General features: G+C 66.9%; 19 protein-coding genes. 5 read left to right on the plus strand and 14 right to left on the minus strand.

What is annotated here, in order from left to right:
• Nucleotides 1-7: 7 nt before the first annotated feature.
• From ACE3Q6_RS09205 to ACE3Q6_RS09240, 8 genes are all read right to left on the minus strand, one after another.
• Nucleotides 8-235: a DUF5337 domain-containing protein gene (locus tag ACE3Q6_RS09205; protein WP_374431315.1), complete on the minus strand. Its 228-nt coding sequence runs from the start codon at nucleotides 233-235 to the stop codon at nucleotides 8-10.
• 6 nt (nucleotides 236-241) lie between these two features.
• Nucleotides 242-799 (minus strand): NADH:ubiquinone oxidoreductase, encoded by a 558-nt coding sequence (locus ACE3Q6_RS09210; RefSeq protein ID WP_374431317.1) that lies wholly within the window; start codon nucleotides 797-799, stop codon nucleotides 242-244.
• Between the two features lie 65 nt (nucleotides 800-864).
• The gene (locus ACE3Q6_RS09215) at nucleotides 865-1,737 is read right to left on the minus strand and encodes a hypothetical protein (RefSeq protein WP_374431320.1); all 873 of its coding nucleotides are present in this window, start codon (nucleotides 1,735-1,737) and stop codon (nucleotides 865-867) included.
• Nucleotides 1,738-1,793: 56 nt separating this feature from the next.
• The gene (locus ACE3Q6_RS09220; protein ID WP_374431322.1) at nucleotides 1,794-2,978 is read right to left on the minus strand and encodes an NADH-quinone oxidoreductase subunit E; all 1,185 of its coding nucleotides are present in this window, start codon (nucleotides 2,976-2,978) and stop codon (nucleotides 1,794-1,796) included.
• A gap of 94 nt (nucleotides 2,979-3,072) precedes the next feature.
• Nucleotides 3,073-4,308, minus strand: coding sequence for an NADH-quinone oxidoreductase subunit D (locus ACE3Q6_RS09225; RefSeq protein WP_374431324.1), 1,236 nt, complete (start codon nucleotides 4,306-4,308; stop codon nucleotides 3,073-3,075).
• Between the two features lie 57 nt (nucleotides 4,309-4,365).
• The gene (locus ACE3Q6_RS09230; protein ID WP_374431325.1) at nucleotides 4,366-4,989 is read right to left on the minus strand and encodes an NADH-quinone oxidoreductase subunit C; all 624 of its coding nucleotides are present in this window, start codon (nucleotides 4,987-4,989) and stop codon (nucleotides 4,366-4,368) included.
• Nucleotides 4,990-4,991: 2 nt separating this feature from the next.
• Entirely contained in the window at nucleotides 4,992-5,525 is a 534-nt protein-coding gene (locus ACE3Q6_RS09235) for an NADH-quinone oxidoreductase subunit B family protein (protein ID WP_170972004.1), read from the minus strand.
• A complete protein-coding gene (locus tag ACE3Q6_RS09240) occupies nucleotides 5,516-5,881 on the minus strand; it encodes an NADH-quinone oxidoreductase subunit A (RefSeq protein WP_374431329.1) in 366 nt (121 codons plus the stop codon). Before ACE3Q6_RS09240 ends, ACE3Q6_RS09235 begins: the two co-directional genes overlap by 10 nt.
• 273 nt (nucleotides 5,882-6,154) lie before the next feature.
• Here ACE3Q6_RS09240 and ACE3Q6_RS09245 point away from each other — a divergent pair, with 273 nt between their 5' ends.
• Nucleotides 6,155-6,568 carry a hypothetical protein gene (locus ACE3Q6_RS09245; protein ID WP_374431331.1) on the plus strand — a complete coding sequence of 138 codons (414 nt, stop codon included), beginning with the start codon at nucleotides 6,155-6,157 and terminating at the stop codon, nucleotides 6,566-6,568.
• A 96-nt stretch (nucleotides 6,569-6,664) separates the two neighbouring features.
• On the opposite strand, the gene ACE3Q6_RS09250 is transcribed toward ACE3Q6_RS09245, so the two are convergent.
• The 5 genes from ACE3Q6_RS09250 to ACE3Q6_RS09270 all read right to left on the minus strand — a co-directional run bounded on the left by ACE3Q6_RS09250 (nucleotide 6,665) and on the right by ACE3Q6_RS09270 (nucleotide 11,416).
• Entirely contained in the window at nucleotides 6,665-7,444 is a 780-nt protein-coding gene (locus tag ACE3Q6_RS09250; RefSeq protein ID WP_374431333.1) for an MBL fold metallo-hydrolase, read from the minus strand.
• Nucleotides 7,441-7,959, minus strand: a complete 519-nt coding sequence (locus ACE3Q6_RS09255; RefSeq protein WP_374431335.1) for a thermonuclease family protein — start codon at nucleotides 7,957-7,959, stop codon at nucleotides 7,441-7,443. The genes ACE3Q6_RS09250 and ACE3Q6_RS09255 overlap by 4 nt, the downstream gene beginning before the upstream one ends.
• Complete coding sequence (locus ACE3Q6_RS09260; RefSeq protein ID WP_374431337.1) at nucleotides 7,959-9,191, minus strand: DegT/DnrJ/EryC1/StrS family aminotransferase; 1,233 nt, start codon at nucleotides 9,189-9,191, stop codon at nucleotides 7,959-7,961. Before ACE3Q6_RS09260 ends, ACE3Q6_RS09255 begins: the two co-directional genes overlap by 1 nt.
• Nucleotides 9,188-10,423: a TCR/Tet family MFS transporter gene (locus ACE3Q6_RS09265; RefSeq protein ID WP_374431338.1), complete on the minus strand. Its 1,236-nt coding sequence runs from the start codon at nucleotides 10,421-10,423 to the stop codon at nucleotides 9,188-9,190. Before ACE3Q6_RS09265 ends, ACE3Q6_RS09260 begins: the two co-directional genes overlap by 4 nt.
• 342 nt (nucleotides 10,424-10,765) lie before the next feature.
• Nucleotides 10,766-11,416: an HAD family hydrolase gene (locus ACE3Q6_RS09270; RefSeq protein ID WP_374431341.1), complete on the minus strand. Its 651-nt coding sequence runs from the start codon at nucleotides 11,414-11,416 to the stop codon at nucleotides 10,766-10,768.
• 92 nt (nucleotides 11,417-11,508) lie between these two features.
• On the opposite strand from ACE3Q6_RS09270, the gene glmU reads away from it, so the two are divergent.
• From glmU to ACE3Q6_RS09290, 4 genes are all read left to right on the plus strand, one after another.
• Nucleotides 11,509-12,861, plus strand: a complete 1,353-nt coding sequence (gene glmU, locus ACE3Q6_RS09275) for a bifunctional UDP-N-acetylglucosamine diphosphorylase/glucosamine-1-phosphate N-acetyltransferase GlmU (RefSeq protein WP_374431344.1) — start codon at nucleotides 11,509-11,511, stop codon at nucleotides 12,859-12,861.
• 2 nt (nucleotides 12,862-12,863) lie between these two features.
• A complete protein-coding gene (glmS, locus tag ACE3Q6_RS09280; RefSeq protein ID WP_374431346.1) occupies nucleotides 12,864-14,681 on the plus strand; it encodes a glutamine--fructose-6-phosphate transaminase (isomerizing) in 1,818 nt (605 codons plus the stop codon).
• Nucleotides 14,682-14,784: 103 nt separating this feature from the next.
• Complete coding sequence (locus ACE3Q6_RS09285) at nucleotides 14,785-15,318, plus strand: DUF3833 family protein (RefSeq protein WP_374431348.1); 534 nt, start codon at nucleotides 14,785-14,787, stop codon at nucleotides 15,316-15,318.
• Between the two features lie 50 nt (nucleotides 15,319-15,368).
• Complete coding sequence (locus ACE3Q6_RS09290; protein WP_374431350.1) at nucleotides 15,369-16,043, plus strand: DNA alkylation repair protein; 675 nt, start codon at nucleotides 15,369-15,371, stop codon at nucleotides 16,041-16,043.
• A gap of 45 nt (nucleotides 16,044-16,088) precedes the next feature.
• Here ACE3Q6_RS09290 and ACE3Q6_RS09295 read toward each other — a convergent pair whose 3' ends face one another.
• On the minus strand, nucleotides 16,089-16,355 hold the full coding sequence (locus tag ACE3Q6_RS09295; protein ID WP_374431352.1) for a hypothetical protein: 267 nt from the start codon (nucleotides 16,353-16,355) through the stop codon (nucleotides 16,089-16,091).
• Between the last annotated feature and the right edge of the window lie 168 nt (nucleotides 16,356-16,523).

The following is a 16,523-nucleotide window of genomic DNA, read 5'->3' on the forward strand; positions in this document are numbered from 1 at the left end:
GGTCTTCCTAACCCCGGCGTCCGCGCCAGATCTGATACGTCACCACCAGCGCCCAGACGAAGGCCGCGATGGCTGCAAGGTCGAAGAGGAACGCGAAGCGCGTCTCCAACCCGAGGTGTCCGCCCAAGACTTGGGCTCCCATCCACAAGATCATCGTCGTCGCCAGCACGATGCCCACCAGCCGCGCCTGGCGGGCTCGGTGAAGATCGGCTGGATCGGGACGGGTCTCGCGCATGGGTGTTCAGTAATTGTTGGTCCGGGCGCGCTCGCGGAACGCCGCAAGCCCTTCCGAGACGATGATCTTTGCCTGCGCCACCCAGCGGTCGCGGGTGACCCGGCCCTTGAAGCCCTTGAGGTTGGCGTCAACCCAAGCGACGTCGGCGTCGGACCAGCCGGCGATCTGGTCGAAGTGGAAGAAGCCCATCTCGTTCACCAGCTTCTCCATCGCCGGGCCGATGCCTTCGATTTCCTTCAGGTTGTCGGCGACGCCGCCGCGCGGGGCCGCGAGCCGGGCCGGACCGTCGGTGCTGGCCGCAACGGGTGCCGCCGCAGGGGTCGAGACGAAGGCGACCGGAGCCGCTGCCACCGGCGCCGCGGCATGGGCGACGGGGACCGCGACGGTGCGCGGGGCCGAGCTGCCCCAAGGCAGGCCCATGATCATGCCCGCCAGCAGCGCCACGCCACCGGCCATCGCCACGGCGGGGGTCAGGTCGAACTGTCCGATCACCACCAGCGCGCCAAAGGCCACCAGGCCCATCGCCGCCCCGATCAGCCACCCGCCAAGCCAGGGTGTATTCATAGCTTCTGCATTACGCATTCCATGTCCCTCCCGTTGCTCTGGCCCGCGCGGGGCCGGTGTTGGCCTTAATAGTCATTGGTCCTGGCGCGTTCGCGGAACGCCTCAAGCCCGTCGGTGGCGATGATCCTCGCCTGTTCCACCCATCTGTCGCGCGTGATGCGCCCCTTGAAGTTCTTCATCTCGGCGTCGATCAGCGCCACGTCCGCTTCGGTCCAGGCGGCGATCTGGTCGTAGTGGTAGAAGCCCAGGCTGTTCACCAGCTTCTCCAGCGCCGGGCCGATGCCCTCGATCTCTTGCAGGTCGTCGGCCGTGCCGCCGCGCGGTGCCTGCAGCCGCACCAGTCCCTGCGGCGGCGCTGCCTTGGCCGCCTTCGGTTTCGTCGTCTTGCCAGTCTTGGGCTCGGCCTTGGCCTTCGCGGCCTTGGGCTTCGCTTCGGTTTTCGCATCGGCCTTGGGCTTGGCTGCCGCCTTGGCCTTGGGCTTCGGTGCCGCCTTCTGGACCGCAGAGGCCTGCGGCTCGGCACCCACCATCAGCGAGGTGGGCAGGATCACCGGCGGGGCCTGCACTTCGGCCAGCGGCGTCACGACGGCCGCGGGACGCTGCGGCACCACGGCGGCCTCGGGCCGCACCGGCACGGCGCGGGCGGCTGGTGCGCTGGCCCCCTCGATCCCCGCGATCCGGGCACCGATGTCGGCCTGGGCCGGCACCACCTTGCGGATCCGGGCCGCCTCTTCCTTGTCTTCGTAGCGGTTCACCGCCACGGCCAGCCGGTAAAGAAGCAGCATGACGATCAGCGCGATCGCGACCGAGAACAGCCCGGCCGGGATGAAGTGGTAGAAGAACCAGTAGTGCAGGACGGCAAACGAGATGACGGCCGAGAGCAGAACCAGCCCCCAGCCACCCACACCGATCGTCGTGTCGTCGTTGCCGTCCATCATCCCCTGTCACCCTCTACAGTCCAGCCGCCCGTGCCAGGCTGTCGAGCCACCGTTCCTTACACCTGCGCCTTCGCTGCCGCTTCCGCCTCGGCCACCGTGCCGCCGTTCGCCAGCACCCGCGCCTGCACCACCCACTTGTCGCGCGTCACGCGGCCCTTGAACCCTTCCAGGTTCTCGTCGACCCAGGCCACCTCGCCCTCGGTCCAGTTGGCGATCTGGTCGAAGTGGAAGAAGCCAAGCCGGTTGCACAGCGCTTCCAGCTTCGGGCCGATCCCGACGATCAGCTTCAGGTCATCCGCCTTGCCGTCCTTCGGCGCGGACAGAGCGGCCGGCTTGATGCCGCCCGCCTGGCCCGGCGCCTTGGCCTCCGGCGTGGCCGCTGGAGTCGCGTTCGGCGCGTTGCCGTCCTGCTTCGGCTTGCCCTTGGACGAGGCCTTCGCCTCTTGCACCGTCATGCCCGTGGCATCGGCCACCGCACCCGCGCCGGGCTTCGGCTCGGCCTGGACGCCTTTCGCCGGGGTCGCCTTGGCGGGCTTGCCCAGCCACGGCGTCAGCAGCGGCACTTCGGTCCCGTCGATCCGTTTGACCGTATCGCGGATGTCCACGGCCAGCTGCGCGCTGGCATTGTACTGCTTCCGCCCCGACTCGAATTCCTTGAGGCTGGTGAGCCCCCCGCTCGGCTCCGAGGCATACCGGCCGTTCTGCGGACCCGGCACCGGCACTTCGCCCTTCGAGAAGCGCCCGATCAGGTCGCGCAGCTTCTCGGCGGTCAGGTCCTCGTAATAGTCCTTGCCGATCTGGGCCATGGGCGCATTGGCACAGGCCCCCATGCACTCGACCTCTTCCCAGCTGAACTTGCCGTCAGCGCTCAGCGTGTGCGGGGTCTTGGCGATCAGCTCCTTGCAGACGGAGATCAGCTCCTCGGCGCCGCAGATCATGCAGCTTGTCGTGCCGCAGATCTGCACATGGGCCACGGACCCCACCGGCTGCAGCTGGAACATGAAATAGAAGGTCGCAACCTCCAGCGCCCGGATGTAGGCCATGCCCAGCATGTCGGCCACGTATTCGATCGCGGGACGGCTCAGCCACCCCTCCTGCTCCTGCGCGCGCCACAGAAGCGGGATGATCGCCGAGGCCTGCCGGCCCTCGGGATACTTGGAGATCTGGCCCTTGGCCCAGGCCAGGTTCGCCGGCGTGAAGGCGAAGCTTTCGGGCTGATGGGGGTGAAGACGACGCAGCATCAGAACATTCCAGCGATAAGGGCGGGGGCGGCGATCATGCCCACGGGCAGGACCACGATCCCCAGCAGAAGAAACGGAGCAATCCCCAGCGCGATCACCGATCGACCTCGCCGAACACGATGTCCATCGTGCCGATGATGGCACTGACGTCGGCAAGCTGGTGGCCCTTGCAGATGTAGTCCATCGACTGCAGGTGCAGGTAGCCCGGAGCGCGGATCTTGGCGCGGTAGGGCTTGTTGGTCCCGTCCGACACCAGGTAGACCCCGAACTCGCCCTTCGGAGCCTCGACCGCGGCATAGACCTCGCCCTCGGGGACGTGGAAGCCTTCGGTGTAAAGCTTGAAGTGGTGGATCAAGGCCTCCATCGAGGTCTTCATGTCCCCGCGCTTCGGCGGCGTGATCTTGCCCCGCGCAAGGATATCGCCCTTCTCCACCCGCAGCTTGGCGCAGGCCTGGCGGATGATGCTGGTCGACTGACGCATCTCCTCCATCCGGCAGAGGTAACGGTCGTAGCAGTCGCCGTTCTTGCCGACGGGGATCTGGAACTCGAACTCGTCGTAGCACTCATAGGGCTGCGCGCGCCGCAGGTCCCAGGCCAGGCCCGACCCGCGCACCATCACGCCGGAATAACCCCATTTCTGGATGTCATCCTCGGTCACGATGCCGATGTCGGCATTGCGCTGCTTGAAGATGCGGTTTTCGGTCAATAGGCCGTCGATGTCGTCCAGCACCTTCGGGAACTGTTCGGCCCAGGCATCGATGTCGTCGATCAGCTGCAGGGGCAGGTCCTGGTGCACGCCACCGGGGCGGAAATAGGCCGCGTGCAGGCGCGATCCCGAGGCGCGTTCGTAGAAGACCATCAGCTTCTCGCGTTCCTCGAAGCCCCAAAGCGGCGGGGTCAGCGCGCCCACGTCCATCGCCTGCGTGGTCACGTTCAACAGGTGGTTCAGAACGCGACCGATCTCGGAATAGAGAACCCGGATCAGACTGGCCCGACGCGGGACCACCGTGCCCGTCAGCCGCTCGATCGCCAGGCACCAGGCATGCTCCTGGTTCATCGGCGCCACGTAGTCGAGGCGGTCGAAATAGGGCAGGTTCTGCAGGTAGGTCCGGCTTTCCATCAGCTTCTCGGTCCCGCGATGCAGCAGGCCGATATGCGGGTCGCAACGCTCGACGATCTCGCCGTCAAGCTCCAGCACCAGGCGCAGCACGCCGTGTGCCGCCGGGTGTTGCGGACCGAAGTTGATGTTGAAGTTGCGGATGCGCTGTTCGCCGGTCTCGAAATCGGTCGAGCCGTCGTCGTAGGTGTTCCTGCGGATATCGCCGTCCATCAGTTGGCTCCCTTACGGTCGCGGGCCATCAGTTTGCTCCCCTACGGTCGCGGGCCATCATGGCTTCTCTCCCGGCGCGCCGGCGCGTGCCTTGTCGTCGCCCGGAAGGATGTAGTCGGCACCCTCCCACGGGGACATGAAATCGAACATCCGGTATTCCTGCACCAGCTTCACCGGCTCATAGACCACGCGCTTCAGCGCCTCGTCATAGCGGACCTCGGTGTATCCGGTGGTCGGGAAGTCCTTGCGCAGCGGATAGCCGCGGAAGCCGTAGTCCGTCAGGATGCGGCGCAGGTCGGGGTGGCCCGAGAAGAGGATCCCGAACATGTCGAACACTTCCCGCTCGAACCAGTTGGCCGAAGGGTGAAGGTCGACCAGCGACGGCACCATCTCGTCCTCGCGGACCGCGACCTTCACGCGGATGCGCTGGTTCCGGTACATCGACAGGAAGTGGTAGACCACGTCGAACCGCTGGGCGCGCTCGGGGTGGTCGACGGCGGTGATGTCCACCAGCGTCGAGAAGCGGCACGAGGCATCGTCGCGCAGGAATTCCACCAGCGCTTCCAGATCGGCGAGGTTCGCCACGACGGTCAGCTCGCCATAGGCGATCTGCGTCGACACGACCGCGTTGGCCTGTTTCAGCTCGATGATCCCGGACAGTTCCTGCAGGGCTTCGCTCATGATTACCTCACCAGAGTGCCAGTGCGGCGGATCTTCCGCTGCAGCTGCAGGATGCCGTACAGAAGCGCCTCGGCCGTGGGCGGGCAGCCCGGCACGTAGATGTCGACCGGGACGATCCGGTCACAGCCGCGCACCACCGAATAGCTGTAGTGATAGTAGCCCCCGCCATTGGCGCAGGAGCCCATGCTGATCACGTAGCGCGGCTCCGGCATCTGGTCGTAGACCTTGCGGAGCGCCGGGGCCATCTTGTTCGTGAGCGTGCCCGCGACGATCATCAGGTCCGACTGGCGCGGCGAGGCGCGCGGCGCGGTCCCGAAGCGCTCCAGGTCATAGCGCGGCATCGAGGTATGCATCATCTCGACCGCGCAGCAGGCGAGGCCGAAGGTCATCCAGTGCAGTGACCCGATCCGGGCCCAGTTGATGATGTCTTCCGTCGACGTAAGGATGAACCCCTTGTCCGAAAGCTCGCGGTTCAGCGCCTGGACCGCAACCTCATGGTCGCCGCCTGCCGTGTTGGCCCCTGCCATCACTCCCATTCCAGCGCCCCTTTCTTCCATTCATAGGCAAACCCGACGGTCAGCACCGCCAGGAACAGCATCATCGACCAGAAGGCCGCCATGCTGAGTTCCCCGAAGGCCACGGCCCAGGGGAAGAGGAACGCCACTTCCAGGTCGAAGATGATGAACAGGATCGACACCAGGTAGAAGCGCACGTCGAATTTCATCCGCGCGTCGTCGAAGGCGTTGAAGCCGCATTCGTAGGCGCTGACCTTCTCGGGGTCAGGGTTCCTGACGGCCAGGACGGCAGCGGCCAGGATCAGGACGAGGCCCAGGCCGATGGCGACTGCCATGAGGATGAGGATCGGCAGATACTCTCGAAGGATCAGGTCCACGAGAAGACTCCTTGAATGCTGGCGGCGCGCGTGCATGCGAACGCATACCGCGCCCGCTTTGTCTCCCCGCCCGTTTACTCTGCACCCATGTCGGGGTCAACCGAAGGCGGGAAGGATTCCGGCCCAAGCGGTTGCAGAAATTTGGGGATGGCGAGAGGGTTGCGGATGACAGCTAGCCATGCGGCCCCCGGTGTTCAAGGGGTCGGTTCCCCTTACCTTGACCCCTGCCCCAAAGCGGCCTTTCCTGCCGCCAGACCTGAAAGGACCCGCCCCATGCGCCTAGCCCTTCCTGCCCTTCTGATCGCCCTCGCCGGCACCGCCTCGGCCCAGACCTGCGAGATCGACCTCGCCGCCGTCGAGGCCCGCATCGCCGAGCTGGAACCCTCGCACGGCATGGTCCTGTCGGACATCGGTTGCGACGCGCCCACGAACCCCGCCCATATCCTGATGTGCGATGCGGCCGAAGCGACCGATGCGACCCTGTGGCGCATGGGCCGGCTGGACGACCTCGCCTGGGTCTATGCCGTGGAGAACGCCACCGGCCAGGACATCGACGAGACCGACCCGCCCCGCGACGAGGACTTCCTCGCCCGCCGCGACGCCTGCACCGACACGGCCTGCCTCTGCGACGTGCTGGTCGAACACACCAACGACAGCCTCGGCGGCACCTCGCCCTATCCGCAGTGACGGACGGCTATTGAATCGAGCGCTGACGCGCGAGGCTTTCCTCTCGTCGTCGGACTGCGCCTCCTCCTCGTCGGATGGAGGCGCTGCACAGAAAATTCAGCGCGTGACGGGGTGGAAGGCGTAGGCGTCGCCTGCGCGCTCCAGCCGCCCGATCCCGGGATGTGGCAGATGCGCCCCGGCGACCAGCCAGCCTTCACCGACGACCCGGTCGAAAAGCCGCGCCCGCGTTTCACGGGCCAGCGCCTCGTCCTCGTCGAACTTCCACGTCACCTCGGGCCGCGCCAACTGGACCGTGTGATGCACCAGGTCCCCCCAGATCAGCAGTCGCCCTTCGACCAGGAACGCCATATGCCCCGGCGAATGGCCCGGAGCGTTCACCGCCACCACCCCCGGCAGGGGACCATCGCCCTGCTCCAGCGGCACCAGACGTGGCAGCACCGGGATCATCCGCGGTTCCGCGCGAAAGGCCATCAGCTCTTCGGTCGCCACCAGCACCCGATGCGCGTTGGGGAAGGCCAACCCGCCATCCCCGTCCACCAGCCCCGACATGTGGTCGATATGGGTGTGCGTCAGCGCCACCACATCCACCTCCTGCGGCCCGCTCCCCGCCTCGGCCAGCGCCCCGCCCAGGCGTCCAAGGCCCTTGTGCCATGCGTTTCCCGCGCCCGCGTCGATCAGAAGCTTCCCCTGCTGCCCCTGCACCAGGAAGGCCCGGACCGGCAGCGGCAGCCGCCCCTCGACCAGCGCGTCCGGCCCCAGCTCCACACCCCGAAGGCAGTCCGCGCCCATCGTCGTCTCGCCGTCCAGAAGCATCGTGACCGACAGCTCCCCCAGCTCCACCGTCAGGCTCAGCTCCGTTTCACGAACCACTCTCATTCGCACCACGTCCCGCGCAAACCGCCACCATACTGCCGCGCATGACCCGCCCGGATCATGAGCCGCGCCACGTCCACCCCGTCCAGCTCCAGCCGCACCAGCATCCGGCCATACTGGTCCGTCCCGTCCTGCGTCAGCGACAGCCGGTCCGCCTTCTGGATCATCGTGCGCAAGGCCCAGCTCGCCTTCTCGGCCGCTACGAACTCCTCCAGGCATTGCGGAGAATACTTCTCGGGCGTGTCGATCCCCAGGATCCGCGCGCTGACCATCCCGTCCTCGGGGCAAATGAGCGATACCGTATCCCCGTCGATCACCCGGATGATCCGGCAGTCGCCCTGATCGCTCGCCACCGTCTTCATGCCGGCGTTCACGAGATCCGCAATGGTCGGCACCAGGATCAGACCGCCCAGCGCCACCGCGATCACGCCCTTCAGGTAGAAGCGCGGGCTGACCAGCCGCCGGACCGTCCGCGTCACCGCGCCCGCAGGCCGCGCCGGGCGGAGAAGCCAGCCCATCAGTCCGCCGCCACGTTTGCCACGGGGCCCAGCGCCTCGGCCCTCGCCGCGATAGCCGCCTCTTCGGTCAGGATGCGGGAGATCTGCGCCACGTCGCCTTCCGAGAAGGTCAGCGGCAGCCGCATGTCGATCAGCCCGGCGAGCACCCGGTCGGTCTGCGGCAAGACTTCGGGACTGGCATACTGCCAATGCGCATAGCGGCTGGTGAACCCCTGCGGGTCGGCCGCGCCGAACCACTTCAGCTCCACCCCCCGCGCCGCCGCCCCCGCGACGAAGCGGGCAACCCGCGCCGCCTCCCATCCCGGCAGCAGGAACTGGAAGCTGGAGCCCACATAGTCCTCATGCTGCGGCCTTGGGATCAGCCTGACCCCCGGCGCTCCCGCCAGCCCCGCCTCCATCCCCTGATACAAGGCCCGCCACCGCGCCCGGCGGTCGTCCAGCATCGCGATCTGGGGTCGCAGGATCGCCGCCCGCAGGTTGTCCATCCGGCTGGAGACGTTCGGGACCTCCAGCTTCAGGCGCTCGAACACCTCCGGGGGCGGCGCCGCCCGGTGCCGCGCAAAAAGCATGTAGGACCCGGAGAGAAGCACCGCCCGCGCCGCAAGCTCGGCATCGTCGGTGACCAGAAGCCCGCCCTCGCCCGAGTTCATGTGCTTGTAGGTCTGCGTCGAATAGCAGCCAATGGCCCCATGCCGACCCGAGGGCACGCCCTTCCACTTCGCCCCCATCGTATGCGCGCAATCCTCGATCACCCGCACGCCCAACCGGTCGCAAAGCGCCATCAGCGCGTCCATGTCGCAGACATGCCCCCGCATGTGGGACAGAAGCAGCACCCGCGCGCCCGAGGCCTTAGCCTGCGCCTCCAGATGCGCAAGGTCGATGGTCAGATCCTCGGTCACGTCGACGAAGACCGGCTTCGCCCCGATGGAGGCGATCGCCCCCGGCACCGGGGCAAGCGTGAAGGCATTGGACAGGACCGGCTCACCCGGCCTCACTTGCAGCGCGCGCAAGGCGCAAGCCATAGCCGCCCCGCCCGAAGCCAGCGCGAGGCAATAACGCGCGCCCACGTAGGCTGCGAATTCCTCCTCCAGCAAAGCCGTCTCGGCCACCTCGCCCGCCACCGTGTTGTAGCGGTGCAGCCGCCCATGCCGCAGCACAGCCATCGCCGCATCGATTCCGGCCTCGGGGATCGGCTCCTGCTGGGTGAAGCTTCCGGTGAAGCGTTCAGTCATGCCTTTTCGGACCTTTTCAACATCACGAACAACAGCGTCGTCAGCGCCAGGAACCCCGCCGCCACCCAGAAGGCCACGTCGGTCGACCGCCAGACACGGTCTTCCGCCCAGAAATGCCCGAAGATGAAGGCGAAGAACACCGTCCCGAACAGCATTGCGACATTCGTGACCGCCGAGATCCCGCCCTGAAGCTCGCCCTGCGCATCCTCGGGCACGCGCTTGGTCAGAAGCGTGGTCATCAGGGGATGCACGAAGCCCTCGGGCCCGTGCAGGATCATCAGCGCGATCACCCCCCAAAGCGCGCCGACGAAGCCGTAGCCCAGCACCACCAGCGTCGCGCAGACCAGACCGAAGAGCGCCACATTCCACTCGCCGAACCGCTTGGTCGCAGGTCCGGTCAGAAGCCCCTGGAAACCGCCCGCGATCAAACCGAAGACCGCCAGCGTCGCGCCCACCATCGCCTCGGACCAGCCGAACTTTGCGATACCCCAAAAGGTCCAGATCGCCGGGTAGACGCTGGTCGAAAAGAAGAAGAGGCCCATCACCAGGACCATCGGCAAGACGCCCTTGTAGGTCGCAAAGACCCGGAACGCCCCGAACGGGTTGGCGCGCCACAGCTCGAACTTGCGGCGGTTCTCGGGCGCGAGCGATTCCGGCAGGACGATCCAGCCGTAGATGAAGTTGATGATCGAGATGCCGGCGGCCACCCAAAAGGGCACGCGAGGACCAAGCTCGCCCAGCAGCCCGCCGATGGCCGGGCCGATGACGAAGCCCACGCCAAAGGCCGCGCCCATGTAGCCATAGGCCTTCGCGCGGTCGTCGGGCGCAGTCACATCGGCGATGAAGGCGCTGGCGATGATCCAGCTAGCCCCGCAGACCCCGGCGATGATCCGGCCCACGAACAGCCACTCCAGGGTCGGCGCCAGCGCCATCAGGATGAAGTCCATCCCCAACCCGAAGATCGCCAGCAGAAGAAGCGGTCGCCGCCCGAAACGGTCGGCGAGGTTCCCCATCAGCGGCGCAAAGACGAACTGGGCCAGGCTGAAGGCCGCGAACATCCAGCCGCCGATCACGGCCGCCTGGGCGATGTCGACATGGCCCACGTCCTCGATCAGTTTCGGCAGGACCGGCATGATCAGCCCGAAACCCACCATGTCCAGGAACACGGTGATCAGCACGAAGGTCACCGCGTGGCGGCTGACCGTCCGGGGGGCTGCGTCGGTGTGGCTCATGGGGCGCGACCCTATGGGTCGGGGCGGGGACTGTCAAACTGGCGCACGGGCCGGCACCGGTCGCACCAAGTGCCTTTCACCTGGCAGCAAATATCCCCGCCGGAGGCACGCCCGAGCCGGTTGGCCGCAGGCCAGAGGCGAGACAAAAGGCTTGCGCCGTAAGGCGCTCAAGTTGGCACCCTTCGTCCGGGGAGCAGACTGTCGAAAGAGGTGCCTTCCCTCCCCGCAGGGGGGCAATGGGGGCGCAGGAACGCCAGGAGTCCAATCCTTAACGAACCCCTAACGTCCGCGACTAACCCTTTGTTTTTAAAAGACCATCGGCGCTTGTCCACCGTGGACACATCACGCCAGCAACCGCCCCGCAAGCCCCGGCAGGTCCTCGAACCGGTCCAGCAGAGCCGCCGGGGAGAAGCGTTCCACCCCCCGCCCCTCCGGCCCGAAGGTGACCAGCGCGACCGGCACCCCCGCCGCCACGCCCGTCTTCGCGTCGGTCTCGGTGTCCCCCACCAGCATCGACCGCCCCACGACCCCGCCAGCCCGCTCCACCGCCGCCCGGTAGGGGGCCGCATCCGGCTTCCTCACCGGCAGCGTATCCGCCCCCACCAGCGCCCCGAACACCTCCCGCACCCCCAGGGCCTGCAGCAACCCCTCCGCCAGCCCCTCCGGCTTGTTCGTGCAGATCGAGACCGCGAATCCCGCCCGTTTCAGCGCCTCCACCGCCTCCATCGCGCCGGGATAGAGCCGGGTATGGACCGCAATCGCCGCCCCGTAAGCCTCCAGAAGCCGCGGATAGGCCGCATCCACGTCGGCCTCGGTCCAGTCCTGTCCCAGCCGGGTGAACCCCAGCCGCAGCATCGCCCGCCCCCCGTGGAACGCCGTCAGAGCGTCCTCGGGCCCCAGGCAGGCCCGCGGAAGGCAGGCATTCGCGGCCGCCAGCAGGTCCGCCGAGGTGTCCGCCAAAGTTCCGTCCAGATCGAACACTACACAGCGCATGTTGGCAGTCCTGTAACCTGTCGTGAGCGAGGGGCACTTGCCACCCCCCGCCACGGGGGTAAAACGGGCGCCAAAACATTGGAAGGGGCAGAATGCAGGTTTCAGTCATCGTTTTGGCCGCAGGTCAGGGCACCCGGATGAACTCCGACACGCCCAAGGTGCTGCACCAGGTCGCCGCCGCCCCCCTCCTCCACCACGCCCTTGCCACGGCCCACCAGCTGGAACCCTCCCGCATCGTCGTGGTCACTGGCCACGGCGGCGAGGCCGTCGCGGCCTCAGCCACCGCCTATAGCGAGGCCGTGGAAACCGTCGTCCAGGACCCCCAGCTCGGCACCGCACACGCGGTGGCCCAGGCGGCCCCCCTCCTCTCCGACGCCGACGGAGAGGCCATCGTCCTCTACGCCGACACCCCCCTCATCCGCGAGGAAACCCTCCGCGCCATGCTGGACGCGCGGGCCAAGCACGCCGTCGTCATCCTGGGCTTCCACGCCAAGGACCCCGGCCGCTACGGCCGCCTCCTGACGGACGGAGACGAACTTCTGGCCATCCGCGAATTCAAGGACGCGACCGAGGCCGAGCGCGCGATCACCCTCTGCAACTCCGGCGTCGTCTGCGCCGATGCAAGGACACTCTTCTCCCTCATCGCCGAGGTGAAGAACGACAACGCCGCGCAGGAATACTACCTGACCGACATCGTCGAGCTTGCCCGCAAGCGCGGCCTCTCCGCCGGGGTCGTCCTGTGCGATGAGGCCGAGACCCTGGGCGTGAACACCCGAGCGCAACTGGCCGAGGCCGAAGCCGCCTTCCAGGCCCGCGCCCGCGCGGACGCGCTGGAGAATGGCGTCACCCTCACCGCGCCGGAAACCGTGTTCTTCGCGCTCGACACCCACATCGGCCGCGACGCGATCATCGGCCCCAACGTCCTTTTCGGTCCCGGCGTCACCGTGGAATCCGGGGCGGAGATCAAGGGCTTCTGCCACCTTGAAGGCTGCCACATCAGCCGCGGCGCGACGGTTGGCCCCTTCGCAAGGTTGAGACCCGGCGCGGAACTGGCCGAGGATGTCCACGTCGGCAACTTCGTGGAAATCAAGAACGCCATCCTCGACGAAGGCGTGAAGGTCGGCCACCTGACCTACCTTGGCGACGCCCATGTGGGAGAGCATACCAACATCGGCGCGGGCACTGTCACCTGCAACTACGACGGCGTGATGAAGCACCGCACCACCATCGGCAAGCGCGCCTTCATCGGCTCGGACACCATGCTGGTGGCCCCGGTGACGGTGGGCGACGGGGCACTGACGGCATCAGGGTCGGTCATCACCGAGGACGTGCCGGCCGAGGCCGTGGCAATCGGTCGGGCGCGGCAGGTCACGAAAGCCGGCCTCGCCACCCGAATGTTCGAAAAGTTAAAAGCAATTAAAGCTGCGAAGGCAAAGGGGCATTAGGAATGTGCGGTATTGTAGGGGTCTTGGGCAACCATGAGGCTGCCCCGCTGCTGGTCGAGGCGCTGAAGCGGCTCGAATACCGCGGATATGACAGTGCCGGGATTGCCACGGTCAACGCGGGCAGGCTCGACCGCCGCCGGGCGGTGGGGAAACTGGTGAACCTCTCGGACCTTCTGGTCCACAATCCTTTGGCCGGAAAGGCCGGGATCGGCCACACCCGCTGGGCCACCCATGGCGCGGCGACGGTCACGAACGCCCACCCCCACCGGGCCGGGGGCGTCGCGGTCGTCCACAACGGCATCATCGAGAACTTCCGCGAGCTGCGCGCCGAGCTTGCCGCCGACGGCTATGTCCAGGAATCCGAGACAGACACCGAGACGGTCGTCCTTCTGGTGAACCGCGCGATGGACCGAGGTGCCTCGCCGGTCGAGGCCGCCAAGGACACGCTGTCCCGCCTGCACGGGGCCTTCGCGCTCTGCTTCCTGTTCGAGGGCGAGGACGATCTGATGATCGCGGCCCGCAAGGGCTCACCCCTTGCCATCGGCTGGGGGGACGGCGAGATGTTCGTGGGCAGTGACGCCATCGCGCTGGCCCCGATGACCGACCGGATCACCTATCTGGAGGAAGGCGACTGGGCGATCCTCACCCGTACGGGCGCCGAGATCTACGACGCCCGCAACACCCGCGCCAACCGGGCCGAGACGCGGATCCAGCTGGACGCGACGCGGATCGAAAAGGCCGGATACAAGCACTTCATGGCGAAGGAGATCGCCGAACAGCCCGTGGTGATCGCCGACGCGCTGAAACACTACACCTCCGCGGATGGCCTGCTGCAGCTGCCGGAGGCGCTCGATTTCAAAGACATCGACCGCGTGACCCTGGTCGCCTGCGGCACGGCCTCCTATGCTTGCCACGTCGCGAAATACTGGTTCGAACAGATCGCGGGAATGCCGGCCGACATCGACATCGCCAGCGAGTTCCGCTACCGCGACCCGGTCCTGTCGCCCACCTCGATGGCCATCTTCGTCAGCCAGTCCGGCGAAACGGCCGACACGCTTGCCGCCCTGCGGCACGTCAAGGAGAAGGTCGCCAAGGTCGTTTCGGTGATCAACGTCCCCACCTCCTCCATCGCGCGGGAAAGCGACCTTGCGCTGCCGATCCTGGCAGGCGTGGAGGTGGGCGTCGCCTCGACCAAGGCGTTTACCTGCCAGCTGACCGTCCTTGCGCTGATGGCGCTGAAGGCGGCACAGGACCGGGGCCGGATCGACGCCGCCACCCTGCGTGATCGGCTGGAGACGCTTCGGTCCGTTCCCGGCCTGATGAACGCCGCTCTGGGGCTTTCGGACCCCATCGCGAAGCTCGCCGAGGAACTGGGCACCGCGCAGGACATCCTGTTCCTTGGGCGCGGCCCGATGTTCCCGCTGGCCCTGGAGGGTGCGCTGAAACTGAAGGAAATCAGCTACATCCACGCCGAAGGTTATGCGTCGGGTGAACTGAAGCACGGCCCCATCGCGCTGATCGACGCAGCCGTCCCGGTGATTGTCCTGGCCCCCAAGGATGCGCTGTTCGACAAGACCGTCTCGAACATGCAGGAGGTCATGGCACGCAGCGGCAAGGTGCTTTTGCTGTCCGACGCCGACGGGGTCGAGGCTGCTGGTCAGGGCACCTGGAAGACGCTGACCCTGCCCTCGGTCGACCCGCACTGGGCACCGATCCTCTATGCGGTCCCGGCGCAGCTTCTGGCCTATCACACGGCCATCGCCAAGGGGACGGACGTGGACCAGCCCCGCAACCTGGCCAAGTCCGTGACGGTGGACTAGGACACGATTTCTTCGAAGAAATCGGTGCGGGGTTTTGGTGAACTCCGCGCCCCTGATCCACCGCAGCGCGGGGTCCGTATCCTTCCGCAAACGGAGCCCGCTCATGCAGCGCAGATCATTCCTTCTCGGCCTTTCCGCCCTCCCCCTCGCTGCGTGTGCAGCGATCCCGGCCCCTCCCGTCGAACAGGGTCCGCCGATCACCCTCGTCTCGGCCTTCCAGGGCCGCACTACGGGCCGGGGCCATTTCCGCGTCTGGCTGACGGGGGACGAGCGCCGCTTCACCGCCAGGCTCAACGGCACCGTCACCGGCCCGGACGGCGCGCGCACCCTGACCGTGGTCGAGGATTTCCTCTACGACGATGGCCAGAAGGACCGCCTGACCTGGGTCTTCCGCGAAACCGGCCCCGGCCGCTGGACCGGCAAGCGCGAGGATACGGTGGGCGAAGCGACCGTGGTTGAAGAGAACGGCCAGATCCGCCTGTCCTACATCGCCGACTTCAAATCCTCCTCTGGCGTGAACCGGCTGGGGTTCGAGGACATCCTCTATGCCGCCCCGGACGGCAGCATCGTAAATGACGCCGTGGTGTCGAAGGCCGGGATCGCCGTCGCCTCGGTCCGCTTCCTCATCCGGCGCTGACTTGCCCTTGCGCCGCAGGGCTGGCAGGTAGGGCCGAAAGGGAGGCCCAGATGACCCCGCTTCAGGAACTTCAGGCCCTGGCCGACCCGGCGAAGGCCGCAGCGATGGCAGCCTACCACAAGGCGGCGCGCGTCTACCTCGGCGTGCCCGTTCCGCAGATCGAAGAGCTGACCGACCGCTGGCGGGCGGAGCTCACGCTGGAGGACCGGCTGGCGCTGGCGGCAGACCTCTGGCGGACCGACATCCACGAGGCGCGGGTGGCGGCGGCGAAACTTCTGACCCAGGCGCGCATCCGCCCCGACCTGGCCGCGTGGGAGCTGATCACGTCCTGGGTGCCGGATTTCGATGGCTGGGCGCTGGCCGATCACGCCAGCATCGCGGGGCAGAAGCGTCTTGTGGCGGAGCCCTCACGGCTGGACGTGGTGGAGAGCTGGGTCGCCAGCCCTCACATGTGGACCCGCCGGTCCGCACTGGTGATGACGCTGCCCTGGACCAAGCAGAATTTCCCTAAGGAACAAGACCTTGCGATCCGCGCGCGGGTGCTGGGCTGGTGCGCAGCCCTGGCCGAGGATCGGGACTGGTTCATCCAGAAGGCCGTGGCCTGGTGGGTGCGGGATCTGTCCAGGCACGACGCGGCAGCAGCGCAGGCGTTTCTGGCGGCGCATGGCGACCGGCTGAAGCCCTTCGCCAGGAAGGAAGCCGCGCGGCATTTGATGCCGCAATAGGAAATGGCGGCCGCAAGCGACCGCCATCCCAGAAGTGCAGATCGGTCAGCGCCCGTCGAACTTGCCGTCGAACTTTTCCCAGATGACTTCGTTCTTCTTGGTGTCGGCGGTTCCGCCCTTCGGCGTCCCCGGGTTCGCACCATCAGCGCCGTTGCCCCAGCCGTTGTTGCCCTTGGGCTGTGGCTCTTCCGGGCAGTCGTAGCAGGTTTCGGTCGGCGGTTCGACGATCACGTCCCCACTTTCCGCAAAGCTCGCCGAGGCGAAGCCCGTCACCATGGCAATAATCGCTCCAGCAGCAGTCAAATTTTTCATGTTCTCTTTTCCCTCCCTAATTGATGGGTGAGATCAGAATACACATATGCGATTAACTTAGAATGAACGCCTTTGTTTCAAACTTGAGCCAATTGTCCCGGACGGTGATACAGTAAGCCAGATTCCTGCCTTATTGTGGGCGCCATCCCGGCTAACTTCATCCAGAGG

Source organism: Tabrizicola sp. (assembly GCF_041913445.1).
Lineage (GTDB): Bacteria > Pseudomonadota > Alphaproteobacteria > Rhodobacterales > Rhodobacteraceae > Tabrizicola.

What these genes read in the sequence shown, in the direction of transcription:
- ACE3Q6_RS09285 (WP_374431348.1), top strand. Translation starts at nt 14,785, where the DNA reads ATGCAGCGCAGATCATTCCTTCTCGGCCTTTCCGCCCTCCCCCTCGCT.
- ACE3Q6_RS09205 (WP_374431315.1), bottom strand. Translation starts at nt 235, where the DNA reads ATGCGCGAGACCCGTCCCGATCCAGCCGATCTTCACCGAGCCCGCCAG.
- ACE3Q6_RS09250 (WP_374431333.1), bottom strand. Translation starts at nt 7,444, where the DNA reads ATGAGAGTGGTTCGTGAAACGGAGCTGAGCCTGACGGTGGAGCTGGGG.
- ACE3Q6_RS09245 (WP_374431331.1), top strand. Translation starts at nt 6,155, where the DNA reads ATGCGCCTAGCCCTTCCTGCCCTTCTGATCGCCCTCGCCGGCACCGCC.
- ACE3Q6_RS09270 (WP_374431341.1), bottom strand. Translation starts at nt 11,416, where the DNA reads ATGCGCTGTGTAGTGTTCGATCTGGACGGAACTTTGGCGGACACCTCG.
- ACE3Q6_RS09255 (WP_374431335.1), bottom strand. Translation starts at nt 7,959, where the DNA reads ATGGGCTGGCTTCTCCGCCCGGCGCGGCCTGCGGGCGCGGTGACGCGG.
- ACE3Q6_RS09265 (WP_374431338.1), bottom strand. Translation starts at nt 10,423, where the DNA reads ATGAGCCACACCGACGCAGCCCCCCGGACGGTCAGCCGCCACGCGGTG.
- ACE3Q6_RS09225 (WP_374431324.1), bottom strand. Translation starts at nt 4,308, where the DNA reads ATGGACGGCGATATCCGCAGGAACACCTACGACGACGGCTCGACCGAT.
- glmS (WP_374431346.1), top strand. Translation starts at nt 12,864, where the DNA reads ATGTGCGGTATTGTAGGGGTCTTGGGCAACCATGAGGCTGCCCCGCTG.
- ACE3Q6_RS09220 (WP_374431322.1), bottom strand. Translation starts at nt 2,978, where the DNA reads ATGCTGCGTCGTCTTCACCCCCATCAGCCCGAAAGCTTCGCCTTCACG.
- ACE3Q6_RS09215 (WP_374431320.1), bottom strand. Translation starts at nt 1,737, where the DNA reads ATGATGGACGGCAACGACGACACGACGATCGGTGTGGGTGGCTGGGGG.
- ACE3Q6_RS09290 (WP_374431350.1), top strand. Translation starts at nt 15,369, where the DNA reads ATGACCCCGCTTCAGGAACTTCAGGCCCTGGCCGACCCGGCGAAGGCC.
- ACE3Q6_RS09295 (WP_374431352.1), bottom strand. Translation starts at nt 16,355, where the DNA reads ATGAAAAATTTGACTGCTGCTGGAGCGATTATTGCCATGGTGACGGGC.
- ACE3Q6_RS09260 (WP_374431337.1), bottom strand. Translation starts at nt 9,191, where the DNA reads ATGACTGAACGCTTCACCGGAAGCTTCACCCAGCAGGAGCCGATCCCC.
- ACE3Q6_RS09230 (WP_374431325.1), bottom strand. Translation starts at nt 4,989, where the DNA reads ATGAGCGAAGCCCTGCAGGAACTGTCCGGGATCATCGAGCTGAAACAG.
- glmU (WP_374431344.1), top strand. Translation starts at nt 11,509, where the DNA reads ATGCAGGTTTCAGTCATCGTTTTGGCCGCAGGTCAGGGCACCCGGATG.
- ACE3Q6_RS09235 (WP_170972004.1), bottom strand. Translation starts at nt 5,525, where the DNA reads ATGGGAGTGATGGCAGGGGCCAACACGGCAGGCGGCGACCATGAGGTT.
- ACE3Q6_RS09210 (WP_374431317.1), bottom strand. Translation starts at nt 799, where the DNA reads ATGAATACACCCTGGCTTGGCGGGTGGCTGATCGGGGCGGCGATGGGC.